Origin of the sequence: Pseudothioclava alba (assembly GCF_033100795.1) — a bacterium.
In the GTDB taxonomy this organism is placed as follows: Bacteria; Pseudomonadota; Alphaproteobacteria; order Rhodobacterales; family Rhodobacteraceae; genus Pseudothioclava.
This window is the reverse complement of sequence record NZ_JAWLVI010000007.1, coordinates 61,789-77,703: the sequence shown is the minus strand read 5'-3', so window position 1 is coordinate 77,703 and position 15,915 is coordinate 61,789. Positions and strand designations below refer to the sequence as shown.

General features: G+C 63.5%; 15 protein-coding genes. 5 read left to right on the top strand and 10 right to left on the bottom strand.

The genetic code is table 11. The features are described from left to right. Window positions 1-47 precede the first annotated feature (47 nt). The 7 genes from RYZ20_RS14075 to RYZ20_RS14045 form a co-directional block, all read right to left on the bottom strand. Window positions 48-494 carry a GNAT family N-acetyltransferase gene (locus tag RYZ20_RS14075; protein ID WP_317674522.1) on the bottom strand — a complete coding sequence of 149 codons (447 nt, stop codon included), beginning with the start codon at window positions 492-494 and terminating at the stop codon, window positions 48-50. Next, window positions 494-1,555 (bottom strand): lysine-2,3-aminomutase-like protein, encoded by a 1,062-nt coding sequence (locus RYZ20_RS14070; RefSeq protein WP_317674520.1) that lies wholly within the window; start codon window positions 1,553-1,555, stop codon window positions 494-496. The genes RYZ20_RS14075 and RYZ20_RS14070 overlap by 1 nt, the downstream gene beginning before the upstream one ends. A gap of 33 nt (window positions 1,556-1,588) precedes the next feature. Next, window positions 1,589-3,484 (bottom strand): excinuclease ABC subunit UvrC, encoded by a 1,896-nt coding sequence (gene uvrC, locus RYZ20_RS14065; RefSeq protein WP_317674518.1) that lies wholly within the window; start codon window positions 3,482-3,484, stop codon window positions 1,589-1,591. A gap of 307 nt (window positions 3,485-3,791) precedes the next feature. Beyond that, window positions 3,792-4,568 carry an SDR family oxidoreductase gene (locus RYZ20_RS14060; protein WP_317674516.1) on the bottom strand — a complete coding sequence of 259 codons (777 nt, stop codon included), beginning with the start codon at window positions 4,566-4,568 and terminating at the stop codon, window positions 3,792-3,794. After that, window positions 4,565-5,521: a calcium/sodium antiporter gene (locus tag RYZ20_RS14055; protein ID WP_317674514.1), complete on the bottom strand. Its 957-nt coding sequence runs from the start codon at window positions 5,519-5,521 to the stop codon at window positions 4,565-4,567. Before RYZ20_RS14055 ends, RYZ20_RS14060 begins: the two co-directional genes overlap by 4 nt. Before the next feature lies 1 nt (window position 5,522). Continuing rightward, window positions 5,523-5,699, bottom strand: a complete 177-nt coding sequence (locus RYZ20_RS14050; protein ID WP_317674512.1) for a hypothetical protein — start codon at window positions 5,697-5,699, stop codon at window positions 5,523-5,525. Window positions 5,700-5,703: 4 nt separating this feature from the next. After that, a complete protein-coding gene (locus RYZ20_RS14045; protein ID WP_317674510.1) occupies window positions 5,704-6,543 on the bottom strand; it encodes a S49 family peptidase in 840 nt (279 codons plus the stop codon). Between the two features lie 153 nt (window positions 6,544-6,696). Between RYZ20_RS14045 and RYZ20_RS14040 the strand changes: the two genes are divergently transcribed. The 5 genes from RYZ20_RS14040 to RYZ20_RS14020 are packed head-to-tail and all read left to right on the top strand — an operon-like array spanning window position 6,697 to window position 12,479. Then, a complete protein-coding gene (locus RYZ20_RS14040) occupies window positions 6,697-7,140 on the top strand; it encodes an NAD(P)H-dependent oxidoreductase subunit E (RefSeq protein WP_317674508.1) in 444 nt (147 codons plus the stop codon). Next, window positions 7,137-8,654, top strand: coding sequence for an NADH-ubiquinone oxidoreductase-F iron-sulfur binding region domain-containing protein (locus tag RYZ20_RS14035; RefSeq protein ID WP_317674506.1), 1,518 nt, complete (start codon window positions 7,137-7,139; stop codon window positions 8,652-8,654). Before RYZ20_RS14040 ends, RYZ20_RS14035 begins: the two co-directional genes overlap by 4 nt. Beyond that, the gene (gene fdhF / locus RYZ20_RS14030; protein WP_317674504.1) at window positions 8,651-11,509 is read left to right on the top strand and encodes a formate dehydrogenase subunit alpha; all 2,859 of its coding nucleotides are present in this window, start codon (window positions 8,651-8,653) and stop codon (window positions 11,507-11,509) included. The genes RYZ20_RS14035 and fdhF overlap by 4 nt, the downstream gene beginning before the upstream one ends. Continuing rightward, a complete protein-coding gene (fdhD, locus tag RYZ20_RS14025; protein ID WP_317674502.1) occupies window positions 11,506-12,279 on the top strand; it encodes a formate dehydrogenase accessory sulfurtransferase FdhD in 774 nt (257 codons plus the stop codon). The genes fdhF and fdhD overlap by 4 nt, the downstream gene beginning before the upstream one ends. Continuing rightward, complete coding sequence (locus RYZ20_RS14020) at window positions 12,276-12,479, top strand: formate dehydrogenase subunit delta (protein WP_317674500.1); 204 nt, start codon at window positions 12,276-12,278, stop codon at window positions 12,477-12,479. The genes fdhD and RYZ20_RS14020 overlap by 4 nt, the downstream gene beginning before the upstream one ends. Before the next feature lie 64 nt (window positions 12,480-12,543). On the opposite strand, the gene RYZ20_RS14015 is transcribed toward RYZ20_RS14020, so the two are convergent. Genes RYZ20_RS14015 through ubiA form a run of 3 tightly spaced genes read right to left on the bottom strand, consistent with a single transcriptional unit; the run spans window position 12,544 to window position 15,912 of the window. After that, complete coding sequence (locus RYZ20_RS14015; RefSeq protein ID WP_317674498.1) at window positions 12,544-12,873, bottom strand: hypothetical protein; 330 nt, start codon at window positions 12,871-12,873, stop codon at window positions 12,544-12,546. 24 nt (window positions 12,874-12,897) lie between these two features. Next, on the bottom strand, window positions 12,898-14,877 hold the full coding sequence (locus tag RYZ20_RS14010) for an OmpA family protein (protein ID WP_317674496.1): 1,980 nt from the start codon (window positions 14,875-14,877) through the stop codon (window positions 12,898-12,900). 51 nt (window positions 14,878-14,928) lie between these two features. Continuing rightward, window positions 14,929-15,912 carry a 4-hydroxybenzoate octaprenyltransferase gene (gene ubiA, locus RYZ20_RS14005; protein ID WP_317674494.1) on the bottom strand — a complete coding sequence of 328 codons (984 nt, stop codon included), beginning with the start codon at window positions 15,910-15,912 and terminating at the stop codon, window positions 14,929-14,931. Window positions 15,913-15,915 lie beyond the last annotated feature (3 nt).

Sequence of the window (15,915 nt, the reverse complement as noted above, 5' to 3'; positions counted from 1 at the left end):
GCGCAGGTTAGCGGCACGCACGCAGAAGGGGAAGAGTGTGCATGACGTCAAAGTTTGATGTCGTAGGTCTGCCATGCGGTATGTTGCGCGATCTTGTCATACAGAGCTCGGGCGCGGGCGTTATCCTCGGCGGTGATCCAGCGGATAACCGACCAGCCGCGCGCGCGGCCCTCGTTTTCGACGCCACGGATCAGTGCCTCGGCGGCGCCAGTGCCCCGCGCCTCGGGCGCGACAAACAGATCGTCCAGAAAGCCTCCCGTCGTCGCAGACAGCGGACGCGCGAAGGGGCGGAAATGCGTTATCCCGACCGGCTTGCCATTCAAAAGCGCGATCAGCCCTTCGGTTTCGTGTTCAGGGTCGAAAATCCATTTCCAGACGCGCGCGCGCATTTCTTCGGTCTGGATGACTTGGTAGAACGCGGCGTAGCCCGCATAGAGCGCGCTCCATGCTGCAAAATCACTCGCTTCAAGGGGGCGTATTTTTATAACGTTCATCAGTTGGGCTCCGGATCGGAATAGTCGTGCAGCCGCCCCTTCCAGTCGGTCACGCGCCAAAGCCCCCGCGTCACCTCGGCAAAATGGTCGGCAGTGATCGGCACCTTGCCATAGCCGCCCGGAATATCAAGAACATAAGTCGGAAGTGACGTGCCGGAAACCTTGCCCCGCAGCGCCGCCATCAGGGCGCGGCCCGCCGCGATTGTGGTCCGGAAATGCGAGGTGCCCCGCGCCAGATCGCAATGATGCAGATAATAGGGCTTCACGCGCAGGGACGTCAGCCCTGTGAACAGCGCCTCCAAAGCCTCGGGCGTGTCATTCACACCGCGCAGCAAGACCGACTGCGACAGCATCGGCACGCCTGCGTCAACCAGTCGTGCAATCGCTGCGCGGGCCGCCGGGGTCAGTTCTTGCGCGTGGTTCGTGTGCAAAACCAGCCAAAGCGCAGGGCGAGAGGACCGCAGAGCGGCAACCAAAGCGGGCGTAATGCGATAGGGCGCGACAACCGGCACACGGCTGTGGATGCGGATTTGCGTCAGATGAGCGATCGCGTTCAGCCGCCCGATCACCTCGGCCAGACGCCGCGACGAAAGCGTCAGCGGATCGCCCCCCGTCAGGACCACTTCGCGGATCGCGGGGGTCGCGGCGATATAGTCCAGCGCCTGCGCCAGTTCTTCGGGCGGCAAAGCGCCGGTCTCTCCCACGGTCTCGCGCCGGAAACAGAAGCGGCAATAGACATCGCAGGTCTTGGTGATATGCAAGATCACCCGATCAGGATAGCGATGCGTCAGACCGGGCGCGGGCGAATGGGCCTCATCGCCAATCGGGTCCAGCAGTTCTTCGGGGCGCGTGACCAGTTCGGCGGTCTCGGGCAGAAATTGCCGCGCGACTGCGTCGTCGGGGCTCGCAATCGCGCCCTGCATTTCGCCCGTCACGCGGATACGGAATTCATCAGCCACGGGCGCCAGCGCTGGCAGATCGGCGCGCGCCACCAGCCCTGCCGAAGCAAGGTCATCAAGGCGCGTCAGGGCGCGGGGGTGATCTGGGCGGGCGTTGCTCATGTCTGCGGGCGCTACGGTGTGACGGCGCTTTCGTCAATCTCTGTCGTTGAAGAAGTTGTAGATCGTCTCGGCCATCGCCTCGGAAATGCCGGGCGCATCCATCAGATCGACCAGACCCGCCCGTGATACCGCCTTGGCCGAGCCGAAATGCGCCAAAAGCGCGCGCTTGCGGGTTGCCCCGATTCCGGGGATTTCGTCCAGCGGGTTCGCCATCGTTGCCTTGGCACGCTTGGCCCGATGCGCGCCAATCGCCCAACGGTGCGCCTCGTCGCGCAGGCGCTGGATGTAGTAAAGCACGGGGTCGTTGCGTTGCAGCGCAAAGGGGCGCTGGCCGGTGCGGTGGAACTCTTCCTTGCCCAGATCGCGGTCGATCCCCTTGGCGACACCGACCATCGCAATATCGCCAACGCCCATCGCCTCCATCACCTCGCGCACGGCAGATACCTGCCCCGCACCGCCGTCGATCAGCAAAAGATCGGGCCAGCTTTCGCTTTCGCGGTTCGGGTCTTCTTTGATAAGACGCGCGAAGCGACGGGTCAGAACCTCTTTCATCATGCCAAAGTCATCGCCCGGCGTGAGGTCATTATCCTTGATGTTCCACTTGCGATACTGGCCCTTGATAAAGCCTTCCGGCCCCGCAACGACCATGCCACCGACCGCATGGGCGCCCTGAATATGCGAGTTGTCGTAAATCTCGATCCGGTTGGGCGGTGCCCCTAGGCCAAAGGCCGAGGCCACCCCCGCCAATAGCTTGGCCTGCGCCGCCGATTCCGACATCCGCCGTCCAAGGCTTTCGCGCGCGTTACGGGCGGCGTTCTCCACCAGCTCTGCCTTTTCGCCGCGCTTGGGCATGGCGATCTCGACCTTGCGACCTGCCTTCTGGCTGAGCGCGTCCGTCATCAGATCCTCGTCTTCGATCGGATGCGACAGCAAGATCAGCTTCGGCGGGGGTTTGTGGTCATAGAACTGCGCAAGGAAGGCCTGCAAGACCTCGGCCTCATCCGCGCCCGAGCCTGTGCGCGGATAAAACGCATGGTTGCCCCAGCTTTGATGCGCGCGGATGAAGAACACCTGCACACAGGCCTGCCCGCCCTCCATATGCAGCGCCACGACATCCGCTTCGGCCACGCCGCGCGGGTTGATGCCCTGGCTTTCCTGCACATTGGTCAGCGCCTTGATCCGGTCACGCAAAGCGGCGGCGCGTTCGAACTCCATCGTGTCCGAGGCGTCCTGCATCTGCGCGGCCAGTTCCTTCTGGATCGTGGTGGTCTTGCCCTCCAGAAACCGCTTTGCATCTTCGACAAGGCCCGCATACTCGGCCTCGGAAATGCGCCCGACACAGGGGCCGGAACAGCGTTTGATCTGGTATTGCAGGCAGGGCCGCGTGCGCGCGCCGAACATCGCATCCGAGCAATCGCGCAGCAAAAACACCCGCTGCAAATGGTTCAGCGTCCGGTTCACCGCGCTGGCCGAGGCGAACGGCCCGAAATAGGCGCCCGTCGTCCCCCGCTTGCCGCGATGCTTGCGGATCATCGGAAAGTCGTGGTCGCCCGTGATCTGGATATGCGGAAAGCTTTTGTCGTCGCGCAACAGCACGTTGTAGCGCGGCTTGAGCTGCTTGATGAGGTTCTGCTCCAGCAGGAGCGCCTCGGTCTCGGTCCGCGTGGTGAGGAACATCATCCGCCGCGTTTCAAAGATCATCCGCTGGATGCGTGCCGAATGGCCCGTGGTGCGCGCGTAGTTCGACACCCGCGCTTTCAGGTTGCGCGCCTTGCCGACATACAGCACCTCGCCGGTCTCGTTCAGCATCCGGTAGACGCCGGGCGAGCCATCCAGCCGCGTCACATAATCCGCGATCAGCGCGTGCCCCGTCAGCCGCTCGGGACCGGCATTTTCAGGGTCAAAGTCGATGTTGTCGCTATCACTCATCTGGTCGGTGCGATTCTCTGGTCGGCTGCAATCATATGCGATCTAGTTCAAGGGAAAACCTGTCCACCATTTCTGTGGATAACTCTGTTGGAAAACTTGGGCGAGCGCGGAATCTTCCTTGTTCTGTTTGCATTTCGTTAAGATGCACAAAAATTAGGCAGTTTTGCAAGTATTTGATTTTACTTTATAAATTTTTATGCCCCAAGCAACCCCCTGAATTTCCTAACCTTTTCGTAACGTTTCCGTGACGGAAACGCGGCTGGTGGACAAGTTGTCGCGCAGATACAGGTTTTCGCGGTCCCGCAGGTCACTCGACGCCCCTCACATCGGGGGTTTTCCAGCCCAGATGCTGCCCTCCATCCACGCAGATAAGCTGCCCCGTTACCGCCTTTGCGTCGATCAGATAGCCCAGGGCCGCGCAGATGTCGTCAGGGTCGGCTCCGCGCTGCAAAAGCGTCGCGGCGCGCTGGTTCGCAAACTGGCTTTCGCTTTGATGCGCGCCTTGCAAGGTCGGCCCCGGCCCGATCGCATTCACGCGAATATCGGGGGCAAGTCCCTGCGCCGATGTCTGCGTCAGCGCCCAAAGCCCCATCTTGGCCAGCGTATAGCTTGAGAACTCGGGCGTAAGTTTGCGCACCCGCTGATCGAGCATATTGACCACCAGCGCGCGGGCAACCGGCTCGCCCCCGCTGCGGTCGGCTTGCGGCGCCTGGCGTGCGAATTCCTGCATCAAGACATAGGGCGCGCGCAGGTTGGATTCGAAATGCCTGTCCCAGCTTTCGCGCGTCGCGGTGCGGATGTTGTCGTATTCGAAAATCGAGGCGTTATTGACCAAGAGATCAAGCGGCCGCCCCAGCCCTTCGGCCGCGCGCGAGACCAAGGGCGTCACCTCGGCCTCGTTCAACATGTCGGCTTGCAGAGCAATGGCCTGCACGCCCTCTGCGCGGACCTCGGCGGCAAGCTCGTCGGCCTCGGCGCCCGAGCCGTTGTAATGAATCGCTACATCAAACCCGCGCCCCGCCAGATAGCGCACCATCGCCCGCCCCAGCCGCTTTGCACCGCCTGTGACGAGGGCCGTTTTCATATCAGTTTGTCTCCGATCACGAGGGCTACCACATAGATAGCATAAAGCGCGGTGAACACGAGGCCCACCCGCTTGCCGATGGGCCAGCCGTTGAAGACAAACGGCAGCACCAGAAGGCTTGTCCCCAGCATCACCCACAGGTCCACCGCCAGCATTTGCGCAGGCACCGGCAACGGACCGACAAGGCCGGCAAACCCGATGATCGAGAGCAGGTTAAAGATATTCGAGCCGATCACATTGCCCAAGGCGACATCCGCATGACCCTTGCGCGCCGCCGTGATCGAGGTCGCAAGTTCCGGCAGCGACGTCCCCACAGCCACAAGCGTCAGACCGATCACCGCCTCGGAAATCCCAAAGGCCCGCGCGATCGAGCTGGACCCCTCGACCAGAAAATCCGCGCCGAACGGCAGGCCAACAAGCCCCGCACCGATATAGGCGGCTATCTTCCAGCCGGGCAGATGCGGGTCGGCGCCCTCGATCTCTTCTTCGTCGCGGTTATTGCGGTGACAAATCGCGTGATGGATCTGCCGCCCCAGTATCAGCGCCAGCGCCCCCAACAGAACCAGCGCGTGCGGCCAGCCAATCGGCCCGAGGAAGCACACAAGGATAAACAGCACCGTCGCGCCGATCATAATGACCGCGCTTTCGCGGGTGTCATGCTCGGCGGTGTGGATCGTCGCGATCAGCGCGGGCAGGCCAAGCACCAGCAGAACATTCGCCGTGTTCGAGCCGATGACGTTGCCCAAGGCAATTGCGGGAACATGGTCCAGCACAGCCGCAACCGAGACCATCATCTCGGGCGCCGAAGTGCCAAAGGCAACGATCGTCAGACCTACGATCAGCGCGGGAATACCCAGCTTCAGCGCCAGACTGACCGCGCCTTTGACCAGCATATCGCCCGCAACCACCAAAAGCCCGAGCCCGAGCGTGATCAGAAAAATATCCCAGAGCATTTTATGCCTTTGTCTTGCACGAACAGTGGGTTGAGCCGATCTGCGGGCGCCCGCAGGACGGGCAGCGTTTGCTCAGGCGTGCGGGTTTGCGCCCGCCAAGCCCCGGAAACCGGAGCTTCCCGAACATGGCCAGCACCGCCATCACCACCAGAAACAGGGTCATTCCTTTGACAAGCATCCGCTTACAGCCCGTAGCGTTGCCAAAGGGCGCGCTCTTCGGCGCTGTCGATCAGGGCACCCGCGGCCTGCGCGCCGATCTCGGCCCCAAGCCCCGCGCCAAAGCGGCGATACCACGGGCGGCCGATATTCAGCGGAAGGATGCGCACCTTCTCGCCGTAGAATTCCTTAAGCTTGGGCGCGGCATGGCCGATCCCGTCGACCAGACCCAGTTCCTGCCCGCGCTCTGCCAGCCAGAACGCACCGGTGAACAGCTCATCATTCTCGGCCAGCCGCTCGCCACGGCGCTGCACCACCCAGTCCTTGAAAATCTGATGCATCGGCTCAAGGATCGACTGAAGGCGCGCGACATCTTCGGGCTTTTCGGGCGCGAAGGGGTCCATGAAGCTTTTGGAGGTGCCAGCCGTGTGCATCCGCCGCTCGATCCCGTGCTTCTTGATAAAGCCTTGCAGGCCAAACCCCGCCGAGATCACCCCGATCGACCCCACGACCGAGGCAGCATCCGCCCAGATGTCATCCGCCGCGCAGGCCAGCCAATAGCCGCCAGATGCTGCGACATCCTCGACAAAGGCATGAACCGGCACATTGTTTTCATCCGCCAACCGCCGGATACGCGACGCGATCAGCGAGCTTTGCACGGGCGAGCCGCCGGGGCTGTTGATCGCCAAGGCGACCGCCGCAGGCTTCTTGCGAAAGGCGCGTTCGATCAGCGGCGCCAGCGCCTTATCCGACATGCCTTGCGCGCCGGGACGCGCACCCGCTCCGATCGCACCATCAAGGCGGATCAGGGGCACAACCGGAATTTTGCGGTTGAAACGGGCGGGGATGAAGCGGCTCACTGACATAGCCTCCGATGTAGGGCTTCGCGGCAAGGCCGACAAGCGCCTCGCAAGCGATAATCCGACATGACTTCGCAATCACGCCATGGGTCGTCGTATTTTGATTTGCCTCATTTGCCCGCTTGGGGTCAGAGTCAGGGGCGCAAGGGGAGGAGTCATATGTCAGACGCCGCACAGATTTCTGCGATTATCGCCGCTCACGAAGGCACCGAAGGGCCGCTTTTGCCGATTCTGCACGCATTGCAGGACGCGTTCGGGTTTGTGCCCGAGGCCGCCCACGCGCCGATCAGCGCAGCCCTTGGCATTACGCAGGCCGAGCTGCACGGTGTCTTGCACTTCTACCACGATTTCCGCGCGGAACCGGCCAAGCGCCATGTGATCCGCGTCTGCCGCGCCGAGGCGTGTCAGTCGATGGGCGCCGAGGGCATGATTGCGCGCCTTGAGGCCGCGCTTGGCGTGAAGCTTGGGGCTTCGGATGAAAAGGTCTCGCTTGAGGCGGTCTATTGCCTCGGGCTGTGTGCCTGTGGTCCGGCAGCCCAAGTGAACGACCAATTGATCGGCCGCGCCACCCCCGAGCGTCTGGCCGCGGAGGTTTCGGCATGAAGATTTACGTCCCCGCAGATGCCGCCGCCCGCGCCCTTGGTGCCGATGCTGTTGCCGCCGCGATCAGCGCGCAGGGCCAGGACATTACCCTCGTGCGCAACGGCTCGCGCGGTATGATCTGGCTGGAGCCGATGGTCGAGGTCGAAACGGCGCAAGGCCGCATGGGCTTTGGCCCGATGACCCCCGAGGATGTCCCCGCCCTCTTTGGCGATCTGGCTGCACACCCCAAGGCGCTTGGCCTTGTCGATGAAATCCCGTTCTTCAAATCGCAAACCCGCCTGACCTTCGCCCGCGTCGGCCTGATCGACCCGCTCTCGATCGCCGACTATCAGGCGAACGGCGGCCTGTCCGGCGTCAAGCGCGCGCTGTCCATGTCGCGCGACGAGCGGCTTGAGGAAGTCACCGCTTCGGGCCTGCGTGGTCGTGGCGGCGCGGGCTTCCCGACCGGCATCAAATGGAAAACCGTCGCGAATGCCGAGGCGCCGCAGAAATACATCGTGTGCAACGCCGACGAGGGCGACAGCGGCACCTTCGCAGACCGTATGCTGATGGAGGGCGATCCCCTTTGCCTGATCGAAGGCATGGTGATCGCGGGCCTCTCGGTCGGTGCGACCAAGGGCTTTGTCTATATCCGCTCGGAATACCCCGATGCGATCCGCGTGATGCGCGCGGCTTGCGCCGTTGCCAAAGAGGCGGGGCTTCTGGGCGCGTCGATCCTTGGCTCGGAGCACGGCTTCGATCTGGAGATTCGCGTCGGCGCAGGCGCCTATGTCTGCGGCGAGGAAACCTCGCTTCTGAACTCGCTTGAGGGCAAACGCGGCACTGTGCGCGCCAAGCCGCCCCTGCCCGCGCTCAAAGGTTTCATGGGCCGCCCGACGGTGGTGAATAACGTCCTGTCGCTTGGCACGATCCCGTGGATTTTCGAAAACGGCGCCGCCGCTTATGCCGATTTTGGCATCGGGCGTTCGCGCGGGACCATGCCGCTGCAACTGGCGGGCAACATCCGCTTTGGTGGCCTTTATGAAACCGCCTTCGGCACCACGCTTGGCGAGGTGGTCAACACCATCGGTGGCGGCACAGCCTCGGGCCGCGCAGTGAAGGCGGTGCAGGTGGGCGGCCCCTTGGGCGCCTATTTCACCCCCGAACAATTCGACATCCCCGTCGGCTACGAAGAATTCGCCGCCAAAGACGGGATCGTCGGCCACGCGGGCTTTACCGTCTTCGACGAAACCGCTGACATGGCCGCGATGGCACGCTTTGCAATGGAGTTCTGCGCGATCGAAAGCTGCGGCACCTGCACGCCGTGCCGTATCGGCTCGGTGCGCGGCGTCGAAACCATCGACCGGATGCTGGCGGGTGATGCTGCCGCCGAACCGATCCTGCGCGATCTGTGCGAGGTGATGAAACTCGGCTCGCTTTGCGCGCTTGGTGGATTTGCCCCCTACCCCGTCCTATCTGCGCTAAATGCGTTCCCCGAAGAGTTCCGCCCTCGCAAACAGGAGGCCGCAGAATGAAAGACTTTATCATCCCCGATCACGGCACCCCTGTCCGCAAGGGCGCGCCGGTTTCCCTGACCATCGACGGCGTTGCCGTGACCGTGCCTGCGGGCACCTCGGTCATGCGCGCGGCGAAAGAGGCCGGCATCACCGTGCCCAAGCTTTGCGCCACCGATATGCTTGAGCCCATCGGATCGTGCCGCCTGTGCATGGTCGAGGTCGAGGGTATGCGCGGCACGCCTGCGTCCTGCACCACGCCGGTTCAGGCGGGCATGATTGTGCACACGCAGACCGAGCAGCTTGCGAAACTGCGCCGCGGTGTGATGGAGCTGTATATCTCGGACCACCCGCTGGATTGCCTGACCTGCGCCGCCAATGGCGATTGCGAGCTGCAAGACATGGCAGCTGCGACGGGGCTGCGCGATGTGCGCTATCTGGCGGGCGAAAACCACTTCGAGCCGCGCCAGAACGGCGAGGCAAACCCCTGCTATATTCCGAAAGACCAATCGAACCCCTATTTCAGCTACGACCCGGCGAAATGCATCGTCTGTATGCGCTGCGTGCGTGCCTGCGAAGAGGTTCAGGGCACTTTCGCGCTGACCATCGAGGGGCGCGGCTTTGACGCCCGCATCTCGACCGCGGCGCCCGATTTCCTGTCGTCGGATTGCGTAAGCTGCGGCGCCTGCGTGCAGGCCTGCCCGACCGCGACGCTGGTCGAGAAATCCGTCGAAGAGGTCGGCCTGCCCGAGCGTTCGGTCGTCACCACCTGCGCCTATTGCGGCGTCGGCTGCTCGTTCGAGGCGCAGATGCGCGGCGAAGAGCTGGTCCGCATGGTCCCCTACAAGGGCGGCGAGGCAAACCGGGGCCATTCCTGCGTGAAGGGCCGCTTTGCATGGGGCTATGCGACCCATCAGGACCGTATCCTCAACCCGATGATCCGTGACACCATCGACGAGCCGTGGCGCGAGGTTTCGTGGGAGGAGGCGCTGGCCTTCACCGCGCGCAAGATGGGCGCGATTCAGTCGACTTACGGCAAGAACTCGGTCGGCGTTATCACCTCGTCGCGCTGCACCAACGAAGAAACCTACCTTGTGCAGAAGCTGACGCGCGCGGTGTTTGGCAATAACAACACCGACACCTGCGCCCGCGTCTGCCACTCTCCGACCGGCTATGGTCTGAAGCAGACTTTCGGCACCTCGGCCGGCACGCAGAACTTCGACTCGGTCGAGGAAACCGATCTCGCACTGGTGATCGGCGCGAACCCGACCGACGCGCACCCCGTCTTCGGCTCGCGTCTGCGCAAGCGTCTGCGTCAGGGCGCCAGCCTGATCGTTGTCGACCCGCGCCGCATCGACCTGCTGGAAACCCCGCATCTGGGCGAAAACCTGCATCTGCAACTCAAGCCCGGCACCAACGTTGCCACCGTCACGGCGCTGGCCCATGTGATCGTGACCGAGGGTCTGTTCAACGAAGCCTTCATCCGCGAGCGCTGCGATTGGGAGGAATGGTCGGATTACGCCGAGTTCGTCTCGAACCCCGATTATTCGCCCGAGGCCGTTGCCGAGCTGACCGGCGTTCCGGCCGAGACCATGCGCGCCGCTGCGCGCGCCTATGCGGCGGCGCCCAATGCCTCGATCTACTACGGTCTGGGCGTGACCGAGCACAGCCAGGGCTCGACCACGGTTATCGCCATTGCAAACCTTGCGATGATGACCGGCAATATCGGGCGCCCGGGCGTGGGTGTGAACCCGCTGCGCGGCCAGAACAACGTGCAAGGTTCGTGCGACATGGGTTCGTTCCCGCAAGACCTGCCGGGCTATCGCCATGTGTCGGACCCTGCCGTGCGCGCGATCTTTGAAAACGCATGGGGCGTCACGCTCGATCCCGAACCCGGCCTGCGCATCAACAACATGCTCGACGCCGCCGTTCAGGGCCGCTTCAAAGGGATCTACATTCAGGGTGAAGACATCCTGCAGTCCGACCCCGACACCCGTCACGTCGTTGCAGGGCTTGCCGCGATGGAGTGCGTGATCGTTCACGACCTCTTCCTGAACGAGACCGCAAACTACGCGCATGTGTTCCTGCCCGGGTCGACTTTCCTTGAGAAGGACGGCACCTTCACCAACGCCGAACGTCGTATCAATATGGTTCGCCGCGTGATGTCGCCCAAGAACGGTTTTGCCGACTGGGAAGTGACCCAGATGCTTGCCAATGCGATGGGCGCGAACTGGAACTACACGCACCCCAGCCAGATCATGGCCGAGATCGCGGCAACCACGCCCGGCTTTGCCAATGTCACCTATGACATGCTGGAGACGCGTGGCTCGGTGCAATGGCCGTGCAACGATGCAGCCCCCGAGGGCTCGCCCGTGATGCACGTCGATGCCTTCGTGCGCGGTAAGGGGCGGTTCATCCGCACAGCCTACGTGCCGACCGACGAACGCACCGGCCCGCGCTTCCCGCTGTTGCTAACCACTGGGCGCATCCTGTCGCAGTATAACGTGGGCGCGCAGACGCGGCGGACCGAGAACACCGCCTGGCACGCCGAGGATATTCTTGAAATGCACCCGCAGGATGCAGACGCCCGCGGCATTTCTGAGGGCGACTGGGTCCGGCTGGCCTCGCGTTCGGGGGATACCACGCTGCGCGTCACAATCACGGAACGCGTCTCGCCGGGTGTGGTCTATACGACCTTCCACCACCCGACGACGCAGGCGAACGTGGTGACGACGGATAACTCGGACTGGGCCACCAACTGCCCCGAATACAAAGTCACCGCCGTGCAGGTCGCGCCCTCGAACGGACCGTCCGAATGGCAAACCGAGTATTCCGAGCAGGCCGACAAGTCGCGCCGGATCGAGGCCGCCGAATGACCAAGACGGGCCGATCCGGCTGGCGACAGTCCGGCCCATTTCCCTTGGCTGACGAAGTGCCCGTCGCCCTGTCTTATGACGGGGTGACGCAGGCTGTGATGATGGCGACGCCCGATGACATCGAGGCGTTCCTGTTGGGCTTTGCCCTGACCGAAGGCATCATCGAAACGCCTGCGCAACTGACCCGCCACGAGATCGTGGATCTGGAACGTGGGATCGAGGCGCGCGGCTGGCTGGCCCCCGAGGCGGGGAGCGCTTTTCGCGAGCGGCGCCGCGCGATGATGGGGCCGGTAGGTTGCGGGCTGTGCGGGATCGATTCAATCGCGCAGGCGCTGCGCGAGGTGCCCGCTATCGCCACAAATTCCCTGCGGCTAGACGCATCAGCACCATGCCAAGCGCTGGAGGCGCTGCGGGCCTGCCAGCCCTTGCAAGACAAGGTCCGCGCGACCCATGCGGCGGGGCTTTGGAGGTCTGATAACGGGCTTGTCGCCACTGCCGAAGATGTCGGGCGCCACAATGCGCTGGACAAGCTGGCGGGCAAGCTGAAGGGCGATGCCTCGGGCGGCGCGCTGGTTGTGACCTCACGCCTTTCGGTTGACCTTGTGCAAAAGGCCGCGATGCTGGGTGCCGAAGTTCTGATCGGCGCGGGGGCAGCGACCGCGCTGGCCGTGGACGAGGCCGACCGCTGCAACCTGACCCTGATTGGCCGCGCAAGCGCGCAAGAGTGCCAGATTTACACCCATCCCGAACGCCTTCTGGAGGAAGCATGAACCAGATCATCAAAATGGCCAACCAGATCGCCGCGTTTTTCGAAAGCCAGCCGGGGGATCGCGCCGCTGGCATTGCCACCCATATCAACGAAAACTGGTCGCCCGATATGCGCGGTGACCTGATGGCGGAGCTGGAAAACCCCGCGCTGGCGGCACTGGTGAAAGAGGCCGCGCCCGCGATCCGCAAACCTGCCGCCTGAGCGGGGAGGCTACGAAACGCCGGGGCGTCGAGCCCCGTCCTTTCGTCGGCGGCTGCGCCCCCGGTTACTCGCCCGACTGCATCCGCTCGATATAGGCGCGCAGTTCCTCGGCCTCGTGGCGGGCGTCGCGCAGACCATCCATCGCGGCGCGCAATTCGGCCTCGGTCTGGTTGATCTGGTTCATCAGTTCGGCCTCGCGCTGCTCGATATAGGTGATTGCCTGCTCGCGCGTTTCCTCGGCCTCGTGAAGCGCCTGCGCCATTTGCTCCAGCTCGCCCATATCGGCTTGCGTCACCCGCGTCAGGCGATGGATCAGCCACGACGCCACCCAGCCAAGCGCAAAGGCGACGAACAGGATAATCGCGGTAGCGACGGTGAATTGGATGTTGTTCATGTCCGCTTTCCCTCGTGATGGAGCTTACTGGCCAAGCCCTTCGGGGCGCGGCTTCGGGCGGGGTGTATCTTTGGCGGGCGTTTCGACAGTAACCTCTGCCCCACGGGCAGTGTCGGCGTTCGTGGCCTGTGTCGCGGCCACGGGTTCAGTTGCAGTAACCTCGGTGGAGGAAGCATCGGCGGCGCCCTCATCCTGAGGTGTCGCATCCAGAAGCACAAACGCAATCCGGCGGTTGGCCTCGCGGCCCTCTTCGGTATCGTTCGCCTCGATCGGCTGCGTCTCGCCGTAGCCTTTGGCCGAGAGGTTGCGCACCGAAATCCGGCGATCCATCAGCGCGCGCAGCACGGCTGAAGCACGATCTTGCGACAGGCGCAGGTTCATCTCGTCGGAGCCCTGGCTATCGGTATGCCCACCGATCTCCATGCCGAAGGCATCGCAATCCTTCATCGCGCCCGCCAGCCGGTCGAGCGCCTCCCCCCCCGCGACCGCAATCGTTGACGACCCCGGCTCGAAAGTGATCTTTGATCCCGCCAGAACCGTATTCAGACGCGCCACACATTCCGGCCCGTCGGGCAGCGCCAGCACGGGATCAAGGCGTTTGTCATAGGTGATCGAAAGCTCGATGTCGGCGCCTTCGCCAAGGCGCTCGGCCAGAATGCGGGCGGCAGCATCAGAGGCTTCGGGGCTGGCACTGACGCCACGCAAGATGATCTTGGCGGGCGTGACGGTAAGGCTGCCCTGATGCAATTCATGCAGCGCCTCAAGCCCTGCCAGCGCGCGCAAAGACCAACCCGAGGGCAGGTTTTCCGCACTCCGCGTTGCGCCATAAACCGCTTCATGCCCGAATTGCGCACGGGCGAAATTCTCGACGATGTCGCGCTGGCCGGCAGTCCCGACCCGCCCGCGCAGAACCACCCGCCCGTTTTCCGTTTTCTCCGCCAAGAACTCGACCGCCGCCGTCGTCGCGACCTCGGCCTTGCGCAGCTCGGACTTCAGCGAGAACACCTCGGGGAGGTTGGATTCCAGCTCGCCGACCACGCGGTCGAAATCCTGCTGCGCCACAGACGGATCGGCGCTCAGAGCAATATCCGCATCCGAGAATGTCAGCGTTCCCTTGCCCATTTCTTTCAGCGCACCCAAGGCCATCTCGACCGCAGCGCCCCATTGCGGCGAGGGAACCCCCATACCGATGGTGCACCCCTGCGCCCCCTCGGCCCCCGCGCCACGCGCCGCCGCAATGATCCGGTCGCGCGCGCGCGTGGTATCGGCGGAACAGGCATCAAATCGCGCGCCTTCGTCATCAATGATGAAGCGCAGCGTAAAGGGGGTAATCACGGGACGCGGCGCCGAGATGTCGAAGTCCAGCTTCATATCCGCCGGACGCCGCCGCGCGAGCGAGGTTTCCACGCGGGCTTTCTCTTTCACCGATTCGGTGATCGCCTCGATCGAGACATGCCCGCTGGAGACGGAAATCTTCGCGCGTGGCAGGGTGCGCAGGGTCTCGTAGGCGAAACTTTGCGCCTGCGCCCAGCCGGGCGGCATTGGGTAATCGGCGGTTTCCAGCAGGTCGGTGACTTGCCCGCCCTCGGCCAGATCCTGCAATTCCTTGATCAGCTTGCTGCTTTTACTGGCTTTCGGGATCAGCCCGATCAACTGGATGCCATCACCGTTGCGCAGAATTTCCAGCGAGAATTCGGGCGCCTGCACGCTCGCGCTGCCTTTGACATCGGTCGTGTCGATGATGCGGTCACGCTCGACCAGACTGCCCACAACGGAAAGAGCGCGAAAGCGGGCAGGCTCGTCCGGGGCAGTTCCGGTCAGGATCACCTGAAGACCGTCCGTCTCGACCTGCGCCCACCCCTGACCTGCCGCCTCAAGCGCGAGACGCACCATCTGATGCGAGCGGTTTTCGACCAGAACGGCGATGCCACTTGCAGCAGCGGCGGAAAGCAGCGCGGCGGTTGCGAAGGCTACTGTCGTCAGAATGGTTGTGCGCAAACGCATTGGGCAGGAAAACCCTCCGAAAGATAGATCTCGTCTTTCCTTAAGGTGCTGTTACCCAAGGATCAATCGCGCGATTGCACCGGTGGCAAGAAACAGCGCAACGATCAGCCCGACATCGCGGTTCGCACGGAACAGCCGCAGGCAATTCTCGGGGCTGTCGATGTCAAGCTGCCGCATCTGCCACAGCATATGCGCGCCAAACACCCAGGGCGCGCCAAGACACAGCGCCAGAACCGCAGGGTTCGCACGCACCGGCAGTAGCGCCCAAAGAACCGCGATGGTCATCAGACCGACCGCAGCAATCAAAAAACCGCCCAGCCATTTTGCGCTATCCTCGCCAAACAGTCGCGCGGTCGATTTCACGCCAATCAGCGCGTCATCCTCTTTGTCCTGATGAGCATAGATCGTGTCGTAGAACAGCGTCCACGCGATCCCTGCAAGATAAAGGATCACCGCGGGCCATTCGAGCGTGCCGCTATGCGCGAGCCACCCCAGAAGCGCCCCCCAGTTAAAGGCCACCCCCAGAAACACCTGCGGCCACCATGTAAACCGCTTGGCGAAGGGGTAAATGGCGACCGGCCCAAGCGCGACCAGCGCCATAACAATCGCCGCTGCGTTGAAGGTCAGCAGCACCAGCGCCGAGATCGCCATTTGCAACCCCATGAACGCCAGCGCCTGTTTCACCGTCACCTGCCCCGAGGGGATCGGGCGCGACCGCGTGCGCTCGACCCGGCCATCGAAATCGCGGTCGGTGATGTCGTTCCATGTGCAGCCCGCCCCACGCATCAGGAACGACCCGATTGCAAAGCCCACCACCAGCCACAGGTCGAACAGGCGCGGGCCGGTCTGCGCGGCGGCAAGGGCAATGCTCCACAGCCCCGGCAGCAGCAAAAGCCATGTGCCGATCGGGCGATCCGCGCGCGCCAACCGCAGATAGGGCCGCGTGGCGGGCGGCGCATAGCGATCCACCCAGTTTCCGACGGAATCGGCAACAACACCCGCTGCACCCTCTGGCTTTTCGCTCGTCCCGGTCATAGT